This window comes from Bradyrhizobium genosp. P, from assembly GCF_049949265.1.
Taxonomy (GTDB): Bacteria; Pseudomonadota; Alphaproteobacteria; order Rhizobiales; family Xanthobacteraceae; genus Bradyrhizobium.
In genome coordinates this window covers 2,281,827-2,299,688 of sequence record NZ_CP188195.1, presented here as the reverse complement: position 1 = coordinate 2,299,688, position 17,862 = coordinate 2,281,827, and the positions used below count along the sequence as shown (strand labels likewise).

Sequence of the window (17,862 nt, the reverse complement as noted above, 5' to 3'; positions counted from 1 at the left end):
CTCGCCTTCATCCACCTCTATACGCGTCTGCACCGCAGACCCCCGGCGGAAACCGACATGCGAGAGTATTTTCGCGTCACCCCGCCTTCGGTTCACCAAATGGTGCTCTCGCTCGAGCGAGGCGGCCTCATCAAAAGGCAGCCCAGGACACCTCGTAGTATCGAAGTCCTCGTTGATCCCAACGACCTGCCGGAGCTAATCTGACCGCCGACCCAACCCGTCAAAATCACTGTGCAGAGCCACTAGATTGCGACGGGCCGCCGACCGGCCAAAGGTCCGGCGCACGTTGCCGGAGGCCCAATGTTTGACTCGCCGTTCGATTTCCTCACGCTGGTCATTGCCATCGTGGCGATCATCTTCGCCCGCAAGGCTCAGAACCAGATTGCCGCGCTGCAGAGCCGGCTGGATGCGATCGAGGCCGCGGCCAGCGCCGCACGGCCGCTCACGGCTCCCCCACTGACCCCGCTGCAGGAGTTCGAACAAACGCTTCGGCCGACAGCACCGCCCACGCAGGCACCGCCGCCCCTGCCCGAGACCATTCCCGTTTCATCGGAAATGCCTGCGCGGGAGGCTGCGACCGCTCAGAGCGCTGCGCCGCCGCCATTGCGGCAGCCGGCGCCAGGCTTTGAGGAGAGCCTCGGCACGCGCTGGGTGGTGTGGATCGGCGGCCTGACGCTCGCGCTCGGCGGCTTCTTCATGGTGCGCTACTCGATCGAGGCCGGCCTGCTCGGCCCCGGCGTGCGCACCATGCTCGGCGGCCTGTTCGCACTGGCGCTGCTTGCCGCCGGCGAATGGACGCGGCGCAAGGAAAGCATCTCGACCATCGTAGCGCTGCCGATCGCCAACATTCCGGCGATCCTCACCGCCGCCGGCACCGCAGTCGCATTCGCTACCGTCTACGCCGCCTATGCGCTGTACGACTTCCTCGTGCCGGCAACCGCGTTCATCCTGCTCGGCATGGTCGCGCTCGGCACGCTCGCCGCCGCGCTGCTGCACGGACCTGCGCTCGCCGGGCTCGGCATCGCCGGCGCCTTCGTCACGCCGATCCTGGTCTCATCCGACAAGCCCGACTTCTGGTCGCTCTATATCTATCTTGCGATCGTCACCGCGGCATCCTTCGCCCTCGCGCGGATCCGGCTGTGGCGCTGGCTTGCGGTCACGACGATCGTCTTCGAGCTGCTGTGGACCTTGCCTTGCCTGCAATGCGGACCCGACATGGTCGCACCGCACGCCTTCCACGTGATCGTCGGCTTCGTGCTCGCGGCGCTGCTGGTGGTTTGCGGCTTCATGTTCGGCCCCGCGGGCGACGGCGAAGAGATCGAGCCGATCTCGTCGGGTTCGCTCGCGGCCTATCTGTTCGGCGCTGTCATGATCGTGCTGAACAGCGCCCACGCCGATGCTGCGATGATCACCTTCGCGCTGCTGGTGGCCGGAGCACTTTTTGTCGCGTGGCGCGCGCAAGCCGCAGCAGGTGCGGTCGGCGCCGCGTCGGTCTTCGTTTTCATCGTGTTCGGCGAATGGGCTGTTCGACGCAACGTCGACCTGCTGGTGCTGCCGGGCGGCGCGATCCCGGGCATCGGTCCGTCGGCGACCGACGGTTCAGTCTCGCTGCATCTCGTCACCGCGGCAATTTTCGCCGCTGCGTTTGGCGTCGCCGGCTTTCTCGCGCAGATGCGGTTCGCCACCACGAAGATCACGGTGACCTGGGCCGCGGCAGCCGTGTTCACGCCGGTCGCGCTGTTGGTGGCACTCTATGCGCGCATCGCGCATCTGGACCGTTCGATTCCGTTCGCGATGTCAGCCGTGCTGCTCGCTGCGGTCTACGCGGCTGCGACCGAAGCGCTGACCCGGCGCGGCGAACGGCCGGAACTGTCCCCATCGATCGCGCTGTTCGCCACCGGCGCGCTCGCTTCGCTTGCCCTGGCGCTCACCTTTGCACTCGACAAGGGCTGGCTCACCATCGCGCTGGCGCTGGCGTCGATGGGCACGGCGTGGATCTCGGTGCAACGGCCGATTCCTTTCCTGCGCTGGCTCGCTGCGATCCTCGCCGGCATCGTGGTGCTCCGCATTGGCTATGAACCGCGGATCGCCGGCGATGCCATCGGCACCACGCCGATCTTCAACTGGCTGTTGTGGGGTTACGGCGTTCCCGCACTATCGTTCTGGGTGGGAGGCCACTTCCTGCGCCGCAACGGCGACGACGTCCCGTTGCGCGTGGTCGAGTCGGCGGCGATCCTGTTCACGGTACTGCTCGCCTTCATGGAGATCCGCCACGCCGTCAACCGCGGCGATGTCTACCGTGATACCGCCGGGCTGACCGAGGTAGCGTTGCAGGTCTCCGTGACGATCGCGATGGCGATCGGGCTGGAGCGGCTGCTGCTGCGCAGCGGCAGTATCGTCCACAATGTCGGGGCGATCCTGCTGACCGCCTTCGCCGGGCTTGCAAGCGTGTTCGGACTACTGGGGCTGGAGAACCCGATGTTGTGGTCCGAGGATGTCGGCGGCAGCGTCATCAACCTGCTGCTGCTCGGCTACGCCTTGCCCGCCGTGCTGGCGTTGCTGTTGTCCTATTCAGTTGCGGGCCATCGTCCCGCAGCCTACGCCAACACGATCGCGACCGGCGCGCTGATCCTCGCGCTCGCCTATGTGACCTTTGAGATCCGCAGGCTTTATCACGGACCAGTGCTGAGCGGTGGCGGGACGACGGACGCGGAGCAATATACCTACTCGATCGCCTGGCTGATGTTCGGCGTCGCGCTGCTCGGCGTCGGTATCCTGGTCAACTCGCAACGCGCGAGGCTCGCTTCCGCTGCAGTGATCGGCCTGACGGTCGCGAAGGCGTTCCTGATCGATATGTCGACACTGACCGGTGTCTACCGCGCGCTGTCGTTCATGTGCCTCGGCATCGTGCTGGTCGCAATCGGCTGGCTGTACCAGCGGATCCTGTTCCGCCGGCAAACCGCGCCGCCACCGCCTGTCCCGCAACCGGGCAGATAAATGGCGCGGTGGCGGAACATCGAGGTCGGATGTCAGTCGATCGATTCAGCGACGAGGCGAATCCGGAACACCGGCTTCCTGCCCTCGTCAAGCAGCTCCATGTGCCACTCGCTGTCTTGTTTGAGATTGCGCGAGATGCTGCCGAGGAAGTTGCTGCAGACTTTGGTCATTTCCGCCCAGGCGACCTCACGGCTCTCGAACTCCGTCGCCTGATCGGACGCGCCTGCGTAATCACCGTGACTGATCCGAAAAAAATACATCGCCATAAATCTACTCAAATGCAGGGGGCCAACGCCCGCCTCGTCCGCAGACGTTGAACATTGAGTAGCTACCAACGCATGAAGGCCGCCATCCGTATGACTACGGCTTGGCCGCCAATATTGATTGCCGTGCGGAAACCAAGCGCTGCGGTCAGTCGGTCGAACGACGCAATTCCGGCGGACTCTCGGTCTTTGCCGGCTCGGACTTGACCGGTTCGAGCTTGTTGCTCTCGACGCGCGGCGTTTCCACGCGTGCCGTCACCTCGGTGGGCGTGGCGTCCGCCGAACGGGCCTGCTCGCGCGCACGCAGCGAGCGAGGCCGTGCCACAGCGCGCGCCATCAGCATCTGCTGGCCACCCTGGTGATGGAATTCGCAATAGGCGAAGCCCATGCCGGAGACCGAACCGCGGAACGAAACTTCGTCGTGCTTGTCGAGGTTGAAGCAGGGCTCGAACGGCACGCCCTTCAGCGAGGCGCAAACGCTCTGGCCGCGGATTTGCAGCGTATTGCCGGGTAAGCGCACACGGCGGACCGGACCGGAGCCGGAGAACTGGATCGCGCCCGTGGCGCCCATGTCTTCGAGGATGCGGCCGGCGCCGCGGGTACCGTCGAAACAGGTGAAGGCGAACACCTTGCCGGCGACAAACTTGCGCGCCTCATCAGCGTTCATCATGCCTGCGAACGCCGGTACGACCATTGCTCCGGCCGTGACGGCCCCCAACACAAAACGCGCAAGCATGCAGCTACTCCAACTCACGAGCGCGGGCTCCCGCTCCTTGTTTGAGCATGATCTCCGCACAAACGCTCTTCACGTCTGTGCCAGAGGAAACCGGTCCCCGGACCATGCCGCAAGTCTCTTTACCCGCTGCTTACCATACCAACCGTGGCAACATTGGAGCAGCTTGGTTGGTAAAGTCTGAACATCGCTAGACTATTTTTACCACGATCCGGCCGCGGACCTCGCCGCCGAGGATTTTCGGGCCGTACGAGATGACCTCGTCCAGCGAAATTTCGTGAGTAATATCAGCGAGTTTTACCTTGTCCAGATCGACGGCGAGGCGGCGCCAGGCGGTTCTCCGCAGCTCGATCGGGCACATCACCGAGTCGATGCCGAGAAGGCACACTCCCCGCAAAATGAAGGGCGCGACCGATGACGGCAAGTCCATACCGGCGGCCAGACCGCAGGCCGCGATGGCGCCGCCGTATCGGGTCATGGACAGCAGATTTGCGAGCGTATTGGATCCGACGCTGTCGACGCCACCGGCCCAGCGCTCCTTGGCAAGCGGCTTGGCGGGGCCTGACAGCTCTGCGCGGTCGATCACTTCGGACGCACCGAGCCCTTTCAGATAGTCGGCCTCCGACGTCCGCCCGGTCGAGGCGATGACCTGGTAGCCGAGCTTCGACAGTACCGCGATCGCGACCGAGCCGACGCCGCCGGCGGCGCCCGTTACCACGACCGGGCCGCTCTTCGGCGCCAGGCCATGTTTCTCCAGTGCCAGCACTGAAAGCATCGCGGTATAGCCGGCAGTGCCGATCGCCATCGCGTCGCGCGCCGAGATGCCATCGGGCAGCCGCACCAGCCAGTCGCCCTTGACGCGGGCCTTTTCGGCATAGGCTCCGAGATGGGTTTCACCCATCCCCCAGCCGTTGCCGACGACCTTGTCGCCTGCCTTCCAGTCGGGATGGCTGGATTGCTCGACGGTGCCGGCGAAATCGACACCGCCGATCATCGGGAACCGGCGGACCACGGGCGCCTTGCCGGTTAGCGCCAGCCCGTCCTTGTAGTTCAGCGTCGACCACTCGACCCGTACCGTAACGTCACCATCCATCAGCTCGGCGTCGTCGAATTGGGTGAGCGCGACGGTGGTACCCTTGTCCGCCTTGTCGATCCTGATCGCCTTGAACGTTGCCACGATGTGCACTCCCCGAATTCTGGTTTCGGGCATGTTTATCCCATCAGGCAGGCTGCGCAACCGGGCGCGCTACGGGCGCCTCGACGATCGGCAGGTTGATCAGCGCCGACAGCACGCCGAACAGGATCGAAAGCCACCAGATCGGCGTATAGGAATCGAACTGAACGAACACGACGCCGCCGAGCCAGACGCCGAGGAATCCGCCGACTTGATGGCTGACGAAGGCGAACCCGTAGAGCGTGGAGAACCAGCGGGTGCCGAACATCAACGCGACCAGCGCCGAGGTTGGCGGCACGCTGGATAGCCACAACAGCCCCGAGACGGCGCCGAACGCAATCGCCGAGAATGGCGTGACCGGGAACGAGATGAAGGCGACCGTCGCAAGCGCGCGCGTGAAATAGATCACCGACAGCAGGTAGCGCTTCGGAAAGAAGTTCTGCAGCCAGCCGACACCGAGCGAGCCGATGATGTTGAACAGGCCGATCGCCGCAACCACCCAGCCGCCGGTCGACGCTGGAATGCCGCGATCGGCAAGATAGGCCGGCAGATGGATGGTGATGAAGGCAAGCTGGAAGCCGCAGGTGAAGAAGCCAAGCACCAGTAGCACGTAGGAGCGATGGCCAAAGGCTTCGGCGAGCGCAGTCTTGAACGATTGCTGGTCGGCGACCGGAACACTGGTGGTCTCGGCACGCGGCGTTGCTAGCGCGAGCGACAGCGGCAAGATCAACAGCATCAAGGCGCTGAACACGACAAGCGCGGTCTGCCAGCCGAAATTATCGATCATGGCGACGCCAAACGGGACAAACAGGAACTGACCGAACGAGCCGGCGGCGGTGCCGGCGCCAAGCGCGATGCCGCGCCGCTCCGGCGGCAACAGCTTGCTGAAGGCCGCCAGCACCAGATTGAACGACGAGCCCGACAGGCCAAAGCCGATCAGCACGCCGGCGCTGATGTCGAGCGACAATGGCGTCGTCGCGTAGCGCATCAGCAAGAGGCCGGCAGCGTAGAGCAAGGCGCCGACGAACATGACGCGCAGCAGGCCGAAGCGGTCGGCAATCGCGCCCGCGATCGGCTGGCCGAGACCCCACAAAAGGTTCTGGAATGCGATCGCGAGGCCGAACACGTCGCGGCCCCAGGCGAACTCGCGGCTCATCGGCTGCACGAAGAAACCGAGGCTCGAACGCGGCCCGAAGCTCAACAATGCGATCGCGCAACCGCAGACGATGATCACGAGCGGCGTGCGCCACGTGCCGGACGCCGCACGAAGGTCCCCGGTTGTTACAGCCATCTGATCGTTTCCCCGCAACTGCCCCCCGCGCGGCAGCCGCCCCCGCGCAACGTTACAGGGAGTTAATGCAATTGCATGAAAACCCCAAGGGGGCACGGAGAAGAATTTTCGCCTGCAAGGCAGCTCTGCGGAATTCTGGGACTGTCATTCCGGGCGCGCGAAGCGCGAACCCGGAATCTCGAAGTAGCTGATGCACGACATCGAGATTCCCCGATGCGCCGCGCGCATCTGAGGTCTGGCCCTGCGGGCCATCCCGGAATGACCGTGATGGGGTGAACAGCTATCGTTTCGCGCTGGCCTGCTCGGCCGAGCTCTGCGCCGCTTCGGCGAGCTGGGCCGAGATTGCCGCGGTTTCGGCGGGGTTGCCCCAACTCGGCGCATCGCTGCCGTCGCCCCAGGCGCGCGGACGATAGAAGGTGTGGACGCCAAACTTGTACATCTTCTTCATTTCGCTGACCCAGGACGGCCGCACCCAATAGGCGTGATAGTGGGTCGAGCGGTCGACTTCCGGCAGCCATAATTTGCCATCGAGCATCGCCTTCGCGATCTTCTTGGCGCGGTCCCACATGTCGGGCTCGCGGATGACGTCGGGAATGTTGTCGCAGGCGAAGGTGAACTGGCAGGCGTAATGGCGGTTCTTGTTCTGGTAAACCACGCCACACACGGTTTCCGGATATTTGCCGGAGAACGCGCGATTCAGCACCACCTGGGCCACCGCGATCTGGCCGCGCACCGCCTCGCCGCGGGCCTCGAAATAAACTGCTTCGGCCAGGCACTTTTCCGATTTGGCGCGCGACTTCTCGTCGAGCAGGCCGAGCCGCTCCGCCGGCGTTTTGGCGCGCTGGTTGTCGGTATTGACCTCGCCCTTCGGCGCGATGCTCTCGCCCGTCTCGCCGGCTTTGACCGGGCCATCGGCATCGACCGGCAGTGAGGCCATCACCTTCATGTCGGGATCCGGCAACGCCGCCGGCATCACGATGGTCGGCGCCTCGCCCGGCTGCCAGCGCTCGATGTTTTCGGGCGAGCCGAGCGACGAACCGAAGAAAAGGCTCGATGTCTGGAACGAGAACGCATCGTGCGGCGGCGCCGCGTGGGTGACGGATGCTTGCACCGCAGGCGCGGGCTTCAGATCATCGAGCGGGTCGGCCTCGAGCGACATCGAGACATCGTACGACGGCGGCGGCGACGTCGAATATTGCGGTAATGGCGGAGCGCGCAGCGCTTCCTGCAATTCGGGATCGAGCGGCGCGCTCTCGGCCGGTGCCTTGCCGGCGCTCTTCATGCCCCTGACGGATGAATTGGAGGTCGCAGGATCCTCATTCGGCGGTGTGGCGCTTGCGGGCACCGCCGCATCCGGCTTTGCGACGACGAGCCGATCACCCTTCAGCGTGCGGTCGACCTTGGGAAAATCGGAAGCCTGGTAGCGCGGCGGCGGCGCCGCGATCGGATTGCGGGTCAGGGCCCCCGTGATATCGGCGCTCTGATTGTCGAGGCTTGCGAGAACCAAGCTCGGCGCTTCGGGCGCGGCGGTTCCGATCGGACGGCCGAAGCTGTAGGTGGCGACCTGGATGGAACCGACCGCGGACGCGAACACGCGCTTTTGCCAACGCTCCGCGACGCCCGGCTGCCGGGCCAGCAGTGAGGCGATATCCTGATATCCGATCTCGGTCGGCATCAAGGCGAAGATGCTGAGACCTAAGCCGAAGAGCGCAAGCCGTGCGCTCTTCGGCTGGTTACGCAACACAAACATCGTACGCTCACGCAACGCTTACTGAGTGCAATCGAACGCGGTCCATTCGCGCAATTCGACCTTTTTTGTTGCTATCGTGTTTAGGTTGCCGCGCGGTTAATCCGCGTTGCACCCGCGCTACACGCAAGCGATCGTAAGCTCTTTGCGCGTTGCATCGCGCGCGTTGGTAAATGCGCGGCGGATGGAACTGGTAAATTTTCTCTCAATGAAGATGATGAAGAAAGTCTTGCGTGCGATCGCGCAGCGCCATCGATGGGCAGCGCAAAAGCAAAATGGCCGGGACATGGTCCCAGCCATTGCCACATCGGAAGTGCCTGTCGGTTACGCCTGACTTGCGATCGCCTTGCCCAGCGCGGCTTGCGCCGCTGCGAGGCGCGCGATCGGCACGCGATAGGGCGAGCACGAGACATAGTCGAGCCCGACCTCGTGGCAGAACGCCACCGACGCCGGATCGCCGCCGTGCTCGCCGCAGATGCCGACCTTGAGGTTCGGCCGCGTCTTGCGTCCGCGGGTGACGCCGATCTTGACGAGCTCGCCGACGCCGTCGCGGTCGACCGAGATGAACGGGTCAATCGCAAGGATACCCTTGGCGACATAAGTACCGAGGAAGCTGGCGGCATCGTCGCGGCTGATGCCGTAGGTGGTCTGCGTCAGGTCGTTGGTGCCGAAGGAGAAGAACTCCGCGGTCTCCGCTATCTCGCCCGCCATCAGGCAGGCGCGCGGCAGCTCGATCATGGTGCCGACCTGATAGCTCAGCTTGACGCCGGTCTCCTTCATCACCGCATTCGCGGTCGCATCGATGCGCGCCTTGACCAGATCGAACTCGGCCTTGGTCGCGATCAGCGGCACCATCACCTCGAGGCCGACAGCCTTGCCGGTGCGCTTTCCGGCCTCGACGGCGGCCTCGAAGATCGCGCGCGACTGCATCTCGGCGATTTCAGGATAGGCGATCGCGAGGCGGCAGCCGCGGAAGCCGAGCATCGGATTGAACTCGGACAGTTCGCGGGCACGGTCGGCAAGCTTGCGCGGATCGGTGTTCATGGCGCGCGCCACTTCCTCGATCTCGGCCTGGGTGTGCGGCAGGAACTCGTGCAGCGGCGGATCGAGCAAGCGGATCGTGACGGGCAGACCCTGCATGATCTCGAACAGCTCGACGAAGTCGGCGCGCTGCATCGGCAGCAGCTTCGACAGCGCGGCGCGACGTGACTGCTCGTCCTCGGAGAGGATCATCTCGCGCACGGTGCGGATTCGGGTCTCTTCGAAGAACATATGCTCGGTTCGGCAGAGGCCGATGCCTTCGGCGCCGAACTTCACCGCGGTGCGCGCATCGTCAGGCGTGTCGCCGTTGACGCGGACGCCGAGCTTGCGGACCTGATCGGCCCAGCCCATCAGCGTGCCGAATTCGCCGGACAGCTCCGGCTCGATCATCGGCATGCGGCCGGCCAGCACCTGACCGACCGAGCCGTCGATGGTGATGACGTCGCCGGTCTTGAAGGTGCGCGACCCGATGCTCATGGTGCCACGGCCGTAGTCGACGCGGATGGTGCCGCAGCCGGAGACGCAGGGCTTGCCCATGCCGCGGGCGACCACCGCCGCGTGCGAGGTCATGCCGCCGCGCGTGGTCAGGATGCCTTCGGCGGCGTGCATGCCGTGGATGTCTTCCGGGCTGGTCTCGATCCGGACCAAAATCACTTTACGGCCGTCGGCCTGCAGCTTGGCGGCTTCGTCCGACGAGAACACGATCTCGCCTGAGGCCGCGCCCGGCGAGGCCGGCAGGCCGGTCGCGATCACGTCGCGCTTGGCTGCGGGATCGATGGTCGGGTGCAGCAGCTGGTCGAGCGACGCCGGATCGATCCGCGCCACCGCGTCCTTCTTGGAGATCAAGCCTTCGTTGGCGAGCTCGACCGCGATGCGCAGCGCCGCCTTCGCGGTGCGCTTGCCGCCGCGGGTCTGCAGCATCCACAGCTTGCCCTGCTCGACCGTGAACTCCATGTCCTGCATGTCGCGGTAGTGCTTCTCGAGCAGGGTGTAGATCCGCGTCAGCTCGTTGAACGCCTCGGGCATCGCGGCTTCCATCGAGAGCTTGTCGGAGCCACTGTCCTTGCGCGCCTCTTCGGTGATGTCCTGCGGCGTGCGGATGCCGGCGACGACGTCCTCGCCCTGCGCATTGATCAGGAATTCGCCATAGAGCTTGCTCTCGCCGGTCGAGGGGTTGCGCGTGAACGCAACGCCGGTCGCCGAGGTCTCGCCCATGTTGCCGAACACCATCGCCTGCACGTTGACGGCGGTGCCCCAGGATTCCGGAATGTCATGCAGCCGGCGGTAGGTCACCGCGCGCGCGTTCATCCAGGATGAAAACACCGCGCCGATCGCGCCCCACAACTGGTCGTGCGGATCCTGCGGGAAGTCGTGGCCGGTCTCCTTGGCCACCGCGTCCTTGTACTTGCCGACCAGTTCGACCCAGTCGTCGCCGGTCAAATCGGTATCGAGCGAATAGCCCTGGCCGTCCTTGAAGGTGTCGAGGATGTCCTCGAAGTGATGGTGCTCGAAGCCGAGCACGACATCCGAATACATCGTGATGAAGCGGCGATAGCTGTCATAGGCGAAGCGGCGGTCGCCGGAGAGTTCGGCGAGCGCTTCCACCGTCTGGTCGTTGAGACCGAGATTGAGCACGGTGTCCATCATGCCCGGCATCGAGGCGCGGGCGCCGGAGCGCACCGAGACAAGCAGCGGATTCTTGGTGTCGCCGAACGCCTTGCCGGTCAGCTTGCCGATATGATCCAGCGCCTTCTCGACCTGCGCCTTCAATTCCTTCGGATAGGTCTTGTCGTGTTCGTAGAAATAGGTGCAGACCGCGGTCGGCAGGGTGAAGCCGGGCGGCACCGGCAGTCCGAGATTGGCCATCTCCGCAAGATTGGCGCCCTTGCCGCCGAGCAGATCGCGCAAGCCGGCCTGGCCCTCCGCTTTACCGTCGCCGAACGTATAGACCCACTTGCCTGCCTTGATTGCAGCAGGTGCTGCCTTGATCGTAGCAGGCGTAGCCTTGATCGCAGCAGGCGTAGCCTTGGCAACCGGCGCCTTGGCGACAGGCTTTGCAGCCGGCTTGGCGGCCTTCGGCGCCACCTTGGGAGCACTCTTCTTCAGCGCCTGGCGCGCCTGCGGCACGGCCTTGCGGGCCGGCGCAGACGTCTTTGATTTCGCTGCCATTTTCTCGGGGGTTTTCTTGGACTTCGCGACGGCTTTGGCCATGTCAGACAACAATCCGTAAAGAGGGGTCGAAGATGCGCGCTTACACCATTTTGGGGGGGTCCGCGCAAGCCGCGAAACCCCGCTTTCCCGCTACATGTGTAGCCAATGCAGGAGCCCCATTCCGACCAATCCGATGAAGATCAGGTAGATCGCGACGATGAAGTTGAGCAGCCGCGGCATGATCAGGATCAGGATGCCTGCAATCAGAGCCACGATGGCAGGCACATGCGCAGCGGTGATGACCATTTGAAATTTCTCCGGCTGTTTTCAGGAAGTTCGAATCGAGGGCGGCAGTTATCCGCTGGGGGAGTTCCGACATCAAGACGCCTGTCGCGCCAACAGGTTCCCTCGCTCACGAAATTTGCCCGAAAATGCCGCGTATATGGCGGTGATTTTTCCGGAACATCATCACGCAGCATGAATTGGCTCGCCATGTGCGCTAGCCGAAGCCGTAGAAGCTAGGGTCATGGACGGTCGGCGTCGTGCAGCATGACAATGGAGCAAGCCATGCGAAACAGAATACTTGCCGTTGCAGCGGTGGCTGCTGCGATCACGGTGCCGGCTGTTGCCGCACAGGCGCAGACGGTCGGCATCGCCGGTGGCGGTCCGGTCGTGGTCGATGAGAACGAAGGCATCATGGTCGAACAACGGCCGGCGTTCCGCGAATACATCGTGCGCGAACGCGTGCCGAACTACACCATTCCGGATCGCGTCGTGGTCGGCACCGTGCTGCCGGAAGCCGGCGTGACCACTTACGACGTTCCGCAACGGTTCGGCGGGACGCCCTATCGGTACACAGTCGTGAACGGCGAGACCGTGCTGGTCGAGCCGCGCTCGCGTCGCATCGTTCAGGTCGTCGAGTAGCCCCGCGACTGCCTGAACGTTGAGTCCGGACGCCGCGCAAGCGGATGTGCGCGAAGATCGACCGGACCAGAAAGCCCCGCCCGGCCTCCCCTCCGGACGGGGTTTTTCGCCTCTTGTCTCATCCCGGTATTTGCGAATGCGTTACCCGCCCTTCCGTGCGATGATCCGGTGGATGGCCTTGCCGGAGGATGCGCTGACCAACTCCTCATCGAGCAACAATTTCACAGCTCCAAGCTCCGCCCGCACCTGCGTCGCATCGAACGCCGCATAGAGCCGGCCGTGCGCATCGCGCAAATCGGCGCCCTCGGTCACACGCCAGCTCAGATAGAAGACGCCGCCGGGCTTCACGAGGTCGAGCATGCGGCGAACCGACGGCGCGATCAGTGCGTGGTCGAGATGCATGATCACGGTCTCGCACAGCACATTGTCGAAACTGCCGGACGCGATGCCGGATAGCTCCGGCAGCTCAGCATGCGTGAAGCGGGCCTGCGGATAGCGCGAACGGGCCTCGGTGAGCAGACCCTCGGAGGCGTCAAAACCTTCCGCCAGAAAACCGTTGGCGTTTAGCCACGCTACCTCGCGGCCGCTGCCGCAACCGATATCGGCGGTCTTGCCGCCCTTGATGAGGAAGCGCGTGACGATCTCTTGCAGGTCGACCGGCGCCGGCTGGTCGTGCCAGGCTAACGCAAACGCCGCCGCTTCCTTGTCGTAAGCGGCGAGCGTTGCGCGGTCCATCAGTCAGCCCTCGATCTTGGAGAAATCCGCCACCGCGCGCGTCGCGGCGCGGATCTCGTTGAGCAGTTTTAGGCGGTTCTCGCGCACCTTGGGGTCATCGTCGTTGACCTTGACCTTGTCGAAGAATGCGTCGACGGCTGGACGGAGCTTGGCCATCGCGCTCATCGCTGCGGCGAAGTCTTCTTTGGCGACGGCCGCGGAGGCTTCGCTCCTCACCTGATCGATAGCTTTCGCCAGCGCTTTCTCCTCGTCGAGCTTGTAGAGCGCAGGATCAGCCGCACCATCGAAGGTGCGCTTATCCTTCTTCTCCTCGATCGCGAGGATGTTGCTGGCGCGTTTCGTCCCGGCGAGCAAGTTCTTGCCGTCATCGCTATCGAGGAATTTTCCGAGCGCTTCGACGCGGCGGACGACGAGCAGGAGATCGTCCTGCCCGCCGAGCGAGAAAACGGCGTCGACGAGATCGTGGCGCGCGCCCTGATCGCGTAGCTGGACCTTCAGGCGATCGGCAAAGAAGGCGAGCAGATCAACACACTTTTGCTCGACCTTGGTGTCGTTCCAAGCCACCACCCCTTTTCCGACGAAGAACGTGGTCCCGGCCTTTCGATGAACGGTCGCGATCGAATCCAGCACTGTGTCGTAATGTCGATCTAGAAAACTCATAAGGCCCAATCGAATGCCATTCTCAACAAGCAATCGAATCACGCCGAGTGCGGCACGACGCAGCGCGTACGGGTCCTTGCTCCCCGTCGGCTTCTCGTCGATGGCCCAGAAGCCCACCAGGGTATCGATCTTATCCGCCAGCGCCACCGCGACACTCACTGGATCGGTCGGCACGCGATCGGTGGGCCCCTGCGGCTTCCAGTGTTCCTCGCTTGCCGCGGCGACGGAGGCATCCTCGCCCTGCGCCAGCGCGTAGTATTTGCCCATCAAGCCTTGCAGTTCGGGGAATTCGCCGACGACTTCGGTCAGCAAATCCGCCTTCGCAAGGCACGCGGCGCGCTTCGTCTTCTCAACGTCGGCGCCAACCAGCGGTGCGATCTTCGCGGCCAGCCGCTCGATCCGCTTGATCCGATCTGCCTGCGTGCCAAGCTTCTCGTGGAACACGATCTGCTCGAACTTCGGCAGCCGGTCTTCCAGCTTCGTCTTCAGGTCCGTCTCGTAGAAGAACTTCGCGTCGCTCAGCCGCGGGCGGATCACGCGCTCGTTGCCGGCGACGATGGTCTTGCCGCCGTCGCTTGCCTCGAGATTGGCCGTCAGCACGAACTTGTTGGTCAGTTTCCCCGTCTTGGGGTCCTTGACCACAAAGCACTTCTGATTGTTGCGGATGGTGGCGCGGATCACTTCGTCCGGGATATCAAGAAATTCCTGCTCGAACGATCCCATCATGACGACGGGCCATTCGACGAGACCGGAGACCTCGTCGAGCAGCACTTGGTCCTCGACCAGTTCAAGGCCCTGCGCGAACGCCAGCTCCTTGGCGTCCTCAAGGATGATATCCTTGCGCGCCTGCGGATCGAGGATGACTTTTGCTGCTTTCAGCTTGGCCTCGTAGTCCTCGAAGCGGCGCACGGAGATCGCGCCGGGTGCCATGAAGCGATGGCCGTAGGTGGTCTGCCCGGCCTCGATGCCGTCGACGGAGAATTTGACGATATCAGGGTCTTCGGTCTCGAGACCGAAGGTTGCGGTGATCGCGTGCAGCGGACGAACCCAGGACAGCGAACCTGATTTGGCCGAGCGCGCGCCCCAGCGCATCGATTTCGGCCACGGGAAGGTGCGGATGATCACCGGCAGCATCTCCGCGATCACCTCGATCGCGTCGCGACCGGGTTTCTCGATCAGCGCGATGTAGAAATCGCCCTTCTTCGGATCGGTCTGGATCTTTGCTTCGCTGATCGACGTGAGACCAGTCGCCTTCAAAAATCCCTGGATCGCGGGCTCGGCCCCGCCGACGCGCGGGCCGCGGCGCTCTTCCTTCAAATCGGGCTGGCGCGCCGGGATGCCGTGGACGGTGAGCGCGAGGCGGCGCGGCGTCGCGAACGCCTTCGCGCCCTCATAGACGAGGCCCTCGGCGACGAGCTTGTCCGTCACCATGCGGCGCAGATCGTCAGCCGCCTTCGCCTGCATGCGGGCGGGAATTTCTTCGGAAAACAGTTCGAGGAGAAGATCGGGCATCAGGCCGCCCTGCCCGTTTCAGTGTGGATCCACGCCTCGCCGCAGGCCTTCGCCAGATCGCGCACGCGCGCGATGTAGCTCTGCCGCTCGGTCACCGAGATGACGCCACGGGCATCCAGCAGGTTGAACACGTGGCTCGCCTTGATGCACTGGTCATAGGCCGGCAGGGCCATCAGATGCTCTTTCTGGTTGCTTCCCTCGCGCCATCCGGCCGCGAGATATTTTTTGCAGGCCTCCTCGGCCATCTTGAATTGCTCGAACAGCATCGCGGTGTCGGCGTATTCGAAATTGTGCCGCGAGTATTCCTGCTCGGCTTGCAGGAACACGTCGCCATAGGTGACCTTGTCGGCGCCCTCGCGGCCGTTGAAATTGAGGTCGTAGACGCGGTCGACGCCCTGCACGTACATCGCGAGACGCTCGAGCCCGTAGGTGAGTTCTCCGGCAACCGGCGCGCATTCGACGCCGGCGACCTGCTGGAAGTAGGTGAACTGGGACACTTCCATGCCGTCGCACCAGCATTCCCAGCCGAGGCCCCAGGCGCCCAAGGTCGGGCTCTCCCAGTCGTCCTCGACAAAGCGGATGTCGTGTATGCTGGAATCGATGCCGATCGCAGCGAGCGACTTCAGGTAGAGATCCTGAAGGTTCGGCGGCGACGGCTTCATGATCACCTGGAACTGGTAGTAGTGCTGCATCCGGTTCGGATTCTCGCCGTAACGGCCGTCCTTCGGCCGCCGCGACGGCTGCACATAGGCGGCGTTCCAGGGCTTTGGTCCGAGCGCCCGGAGCGTGGTGGCGGGATGGAAGGTGCCCGCGCCCATTTCCATGTCGTAGGGCTGCAGGATGACGCAGCCCTGCTCCGCCCAGAACCGCTGGAGGGCCAGGATGAAGCCCTGGAACGATCGTTCCGGGCGCATGTGGTCAGGCAGGGCGTCCATCGTCTCTACAGGTCTCGCGAGGGGGGTGTGAAGCGCGCGGGACCGTATCGGCGGCGGCCAATGGAATCAAGGCGATGGGGCTGGGTTCGGCCTGCCTTACCTCGCCCCGCTTGCGGGGAGAGGTCGAAATCCGCGCGCCGCGCGGATTTCGGGTGAGGGGGACTCACCGCAAACTCACATCTCTCGAGTTTGCGGAAACAGCCCTCACCCCAACCCTCTCCCCGCAAGAGCGGGGCGAGGGAGAATCTTGCCCTACACCGGCCGATAGGCGCCGGTCACGGGGTCGCGGCGCAGGGTCTTGATTTCGCCCGCGCGGGCGGTCTCGGCCACGCGGGAGAGGCGTGCCTCTTCCAATTCCTGGTTGATCCGGATGGCAGTCCTGTAGGCCCAGCGGACCACGGCCAGACCACCCAGGGCACCCGCAAATGCAATCAGCGGCGGCATCGGTCGATCCTTGTCGTTCACGTCGGTCAGGCCCCCAATGGACACCATTTTCGCCCAACCGCGCCTGCACCGCAATCGCGCTTTTGGGGCAAAATGGCGCGCTCACATCCACGTGTTCAGAACCCGAATTTGGCCCAGATGGCCCTGGTCTCCAGCGCCGAGATCAGGTCGTCGGGCAGGCCGCCGATCCCGTCCAGCAGCGCCATCGACCCCGCCCCCGGCGCGCGCCGGCCGAGCAGGCCGGACAGCATGCCGCTGGCCGGCGCGATCACCGGCGTCAGCACCTTCTCCCCATAGCGGGCGCGCAGCGTCGCTCTGATATCGCCGATCCCGTCGGCCAGCCCGAGACCGATCGCGCTCCCACCGGCCCAATATTCGCCGGTGAACAGCACATCGTCGGCACCTTTCAGGCGGCCGCCGCGGCTCTGCTTCACCAGCGCGATGAAGATGGCGTGGATTTCGCGCTGGATCGCCTTCAGCCGCGCGACGTCGTCGGGGTTTTCCGGCAGGAACGGATCGAGCGTCGCCTTGTGCGTGCCGGCCGTATACAGCCGCCGTTCCACACCGATCTTCTTGATCGCCTCCACGAAACCGAAGCTGCCGCCGACCACGCCGATCGAGCCCAGGATCGATGACGGATCGCAATAGATCTCGTCACCCGCGCAGGCGATCATGTAGCCGCCGGAGGCCGCGACGTCCTCCACGAACACCAGCACCGGCAGCTTCTTCTCGGCGGCCAATTGGCGGATGCGCAGGTAAATCTGCCGTGACTGCACCGGCGAGCCACCCGGCGAATTGATCACCAGCGCGACCGCCTTGGCATTCCTTGTGCCAAAGGCGCGCTCCAGCAGCTTTGCGACGCCCGCGAGCGTCATGCCCGGCCTGAGCGGCGTCACCGCGCCGATCACGCCGGATAGCCGCACCACCGGAACGACAGCCACGCCGCGCCGCAGCCGGGCCGGAAGCATGCGCTGCATCCGCTCCAGCCATCCCGGACGTCCGTCGCGATCACTTGTTTGTTCACTCATTCAGCTACCTCGAATTAACCACTTTTTATCACGCCACTGTCATTGCAATGGATGGAACGCGTTTTGAACTTTGGTCGTTGGGGCCGAAACGCGCGGCGGGGAGAACAACATGAAAATCTATCTGCTGATTTTGCTGATCAGTACACTGCTCGCTGCGATCCATTTCACGTCGACGCCGGACCGCCAGTCGGAAACGGCCCCGCAGTGATTTGGTGCCAATGACGATG

Annotated in this window: 14 protein-coding genes; 2 read left to right on the top strand and 12 right to left on the bottom strand. The window is 64.2% G+C overall.

The genetic code is table 11. The annotated features are described in order from the left end of the window. Positions 1-300 precede the first annotated feature (300 nt). Complete coding sequence (locus ACP2YO_RS11240; RefSeq protein ID WP_426440941.1) at positions 301-2,997, top strand: DUF2339 domain-containing protein; 2,697 nt, start codon at positions 301-303, stop codon at positions 2,995-2,997. A 32-nt stretch (positions 2,998-3,029) separates the two neighbouring features. Here ACP2YO_RS11240 and ACP2YO_RS11235 read toward each other — a convergent pair whose 3' ends face one another. The 7 genes from ACP2YO_RS11235 to ACP2YO_RS11205 all read right to left on the bottom strand — a co-directional run bounded on the left by ACP2YO_RS11235 (position 3,030) and on the right by ACP2YO_RS11205 (position 11,703). Next, positions 3,030-3,263 (bottom strand): DUF6894 family protein, encoded by a 234-nt coding sequence (locus ACP2YO_RS11235; protein WP_426440940.1) that lies wholly within the window; start codon positions 3,261-3,263, stop codon positions 3,030-3,032. Between the two features lie 145 nt (positions 3,264-3,408). After that, positions 3,409-3,996: a hypothetical protein gene (locus ACP2YO_RS11230; RefSeq protein WP_426440939.1), complete on the bottom strand. Its 588-nt coding sequence runs from the start codon at positions 3,994-3,996 to the stop codon at positions 3,409-3,411. A 187-nt stretch (positions 3,997-4,183) separates the two neighbouring features. Next, positions 4,184-5,170 carry an MDR family oxidoreductase gene (locus ACP2YO_RS11225; protein WP_426440938.1) on the bottom strand — a complete coding sequence of 329 codons (987 nt, stop codon included), beginning with the start codon at positions 5,168-5,170 and terminating at the stop codon, positions 4,184-4,186. A 43-nt stretch (positions 5,171-5,213) separates the two neighbouring features. Next, on the bottom strand, positions 5,214-6,458 hold the full coding sequence (locus tag ACP2YO_RS11220) for an MFS transporter (protein WP_426440937.1): 1,245 nt from the start codon (positions 6,456-6,458) through the stop codon (positions 5,214-5,216). A gap of 280 nt (positions 6,459-6,738) precedes the next feature. Next, the gene (locus tag ACP2YO_RS11215; RefSeq protein ID WP_426440936.1) at positions 6,739-8,208 is read right to left on the bottom strand and encodes a cell wall hydrolase; all 1,470 of its coding nucleotides are present in this window, start codon (positions 8,206-8,208) and stop codon (positions 6,739-6,741) included. Between the two features lie 321 nt (positions 8,209-8,529). Then, positions 8,530-11,457, bottom strand: coding sequence for a pyruvate, phosphate dikinase (gene ppdK, locus ACP2YO_RS11210; RefSeq protein ID WP_426440935.1), 2,928 nt, complete (start codon positions 11,455-11,457; stop codon positions 8,530-8,532). 90 nt (positions 11,458-11,547) lie between these two features. Continuing rightward, positions 11,548-11,703, bottom strand: a complete 156-nt coding sequence (locus ACP2YO_RS11205; RefSeq protein ID WP_426440934.1) for a DUF3096 domain-containing protein — start codon at positions 11,701-11,703, stop codon at positions 11,548-11,550. Between the two features lie 261 nt (positions 11,704-11,964). On the opposite strand from ACP2YO_RS11205, the gene ACP2YO_RS11200 reads away from it, so the two are divergent. Continuing rightward, positions 11,965-12,321 (top strand): DUF1236 domain-containing protein, encoded by a 357-nt coding sequence (locus ACP2YO_RS11200; protein ID WP_426440933.1) that lies wholly within the window; start codon positions 11,965-11,967, stop codon positions 12,319-12,321. Between the two features lie 141 nt (positions 12,322-12,462). Here the strand turns inward: ACP2YO_RS11200 and ACP2YO_RS11195 are convergent, their stop codons facing one another. From ACP2YO_RS11195 to ACP2YO_RS11175, 5 genes are all read right to left on the bottom strand, one after another. Then, positions 12,463-13,056, bottom strand: coding sequence for a class I SAM-dependent methyltransferase (locus tag ACP2YO_RS11195; protein WP_426440932.1), 594 nt, complete (start codon positions 13,054-13,056; stop codon positions 12,463-12,465). Between the two features lie 3 nt (positions 13,057-13,059). Continuing rightward, a complete protein-coding gene (gene glyS / locus ACP2YO_RS11190) occupies positions 13,060-15,228 on the bottom strand; it encodes a glycine--tRNA ligase subunit beta (RefSeq protein ID WP_426440931.1) in 2,169 nt (722 codons plus the stop codon). Continuing rightward, positions 15,228-16,163, bottom strand: coding sequence for a glycine--tRNA ligase subunit alpha (locus ACP2YO_RS11185; RefSeq protein ID WP_426440930.1), 936 nt, complete (start codon positions 16,161-16,163; stop codon positions 15,228-15,230). The genes glyS and ACP2YO_RS11185 overlap by 1 nt, the downstream gene beginning before the upstream one ends. A gap of 252 nt (positions 16,164-16,415) precedes the next feature. Beyond that, a complete protein-coding gene (locus ACP2YO_RS11180; RefSeq protein ID WP_426440929.1) occupies positions 16,416-16,607 on the bottom strand; it encodes a hypothetical protein in 192 nt (63 codons plus the stop codon). Positions 16,608-16,723: 116 nt separating this feature from the next. After that, positions 16,724-17,635 carry a S49 family peptidase gene (locus tag ACP2YO_RS11175; protein WP_426440928.1) on the bottom strand — a complete coding sequence of 304 codons (912 nt, stop codon included), beginning with the start codon at positions 17,633-17,635 and terminating at the stop codon, positions 16,724-16,726. Positions 17,636-17,862 lie beyond the last annotated feature (227 nt).

Excerpts from the sequence above, each read along its gene's own strand:
- ACP2YO_RS11240 (WP_426440941.1), top strand. The coding sequence starts at position 301 with ATGTTTGACTCGCCGTTCGATTTCCTCACGCTGGTCATTGCCATCGTG.
- ACP2YO_RS11235 (WP_426440940.1), bottom strand. The coding sequence starts at position 3,263 with ATGGCGATGTATTTTTTTCGGATCAGTCACGGTGATTACGCAGGCGCG.
- ACP2YO_RS11230 (WP_426440939.1), bottom strand. The coding sequence starts at position 3,996 with ATGCTTGCGCGTTTTGTGTTGGGGGCCGTCACGGCCGGAGCAATGGTC.
- ACP2YO_RS11220 (WP_426440937.1), bottom strand. The coding sequence starts at position 6,458 with ATGGCTGTAACAACCGGGGACCTTCGTGCGGCGTCCGGCACGTGGCGC.
- ACP2YO_RS11215 (WP_426440936.1), bottom strand. The coding sequence starts at position 8,208 with ATGTTTGTGTTGCGTAACCAGCCGAAGAGCGCACGGCTTGCGCTCTTC.
- ppdK (WP_426440935.1), bottom strand. The coding sequence starts at position 11,457 with ATGGCCAAAGCCGTCGCGAAGTCCAAGAAAACCCCCGAGAAAATGGCA.
- ACP2YO_RS11205 (WP_426440934.1), bottom strand. The coding sequence starts at position 11,703 with ATGGTCATCACCGCTGCGCATGTGCCTGCCATCGTGGCTCTGATTGCA.
- ACP2YO_RS11200 (WP_426440933.1), top strand. The coding sequence starts at position 11,965 with ATGCGAAACAGAATACTTGCCGTTGCAGCGGTGGCTGCTGCGATCACG.
- ACP2YO_RS11195 (WP_426440932.1), bottom strand. The coding sequence starts at position 13,056 with ATGGACCGCGCAACGCTCGCCGCTTACGACAAGGAAGCGGCGGCGTTT.
- glyS (WP_426440931.1), bottom strand. The coding sequence starts at position 15,228 with ATGCCCGATCTTCTCCTCGAACTGTTTTCCGAAGAAATTCCCGCCCGC.
- ACP2YO_RS11185 (WP_426440930.1), bottom strand. The coding sequence starts at position 16,163 with ATGGACGCCCTGCCTGACCACATGCGCCCGGAACGATCGTTCCAGGGC.
- ACP2YO_RS11180 (WP_426440929.1), bottom strand. The coding sequence starts at position 16,607 with ATGCCGCCGCTGATTGCATTTGCGGGTGCCCTGGGTGGTCTGGCCGTG.
- ACP2YO_RS11175 (WP_426440928.1), bottom strand. The coding sequence starts at position 17,635 with ATGAGTGAACAAACAAGTGATCGCGACGGACGTCCGGGATGGCTGGAG.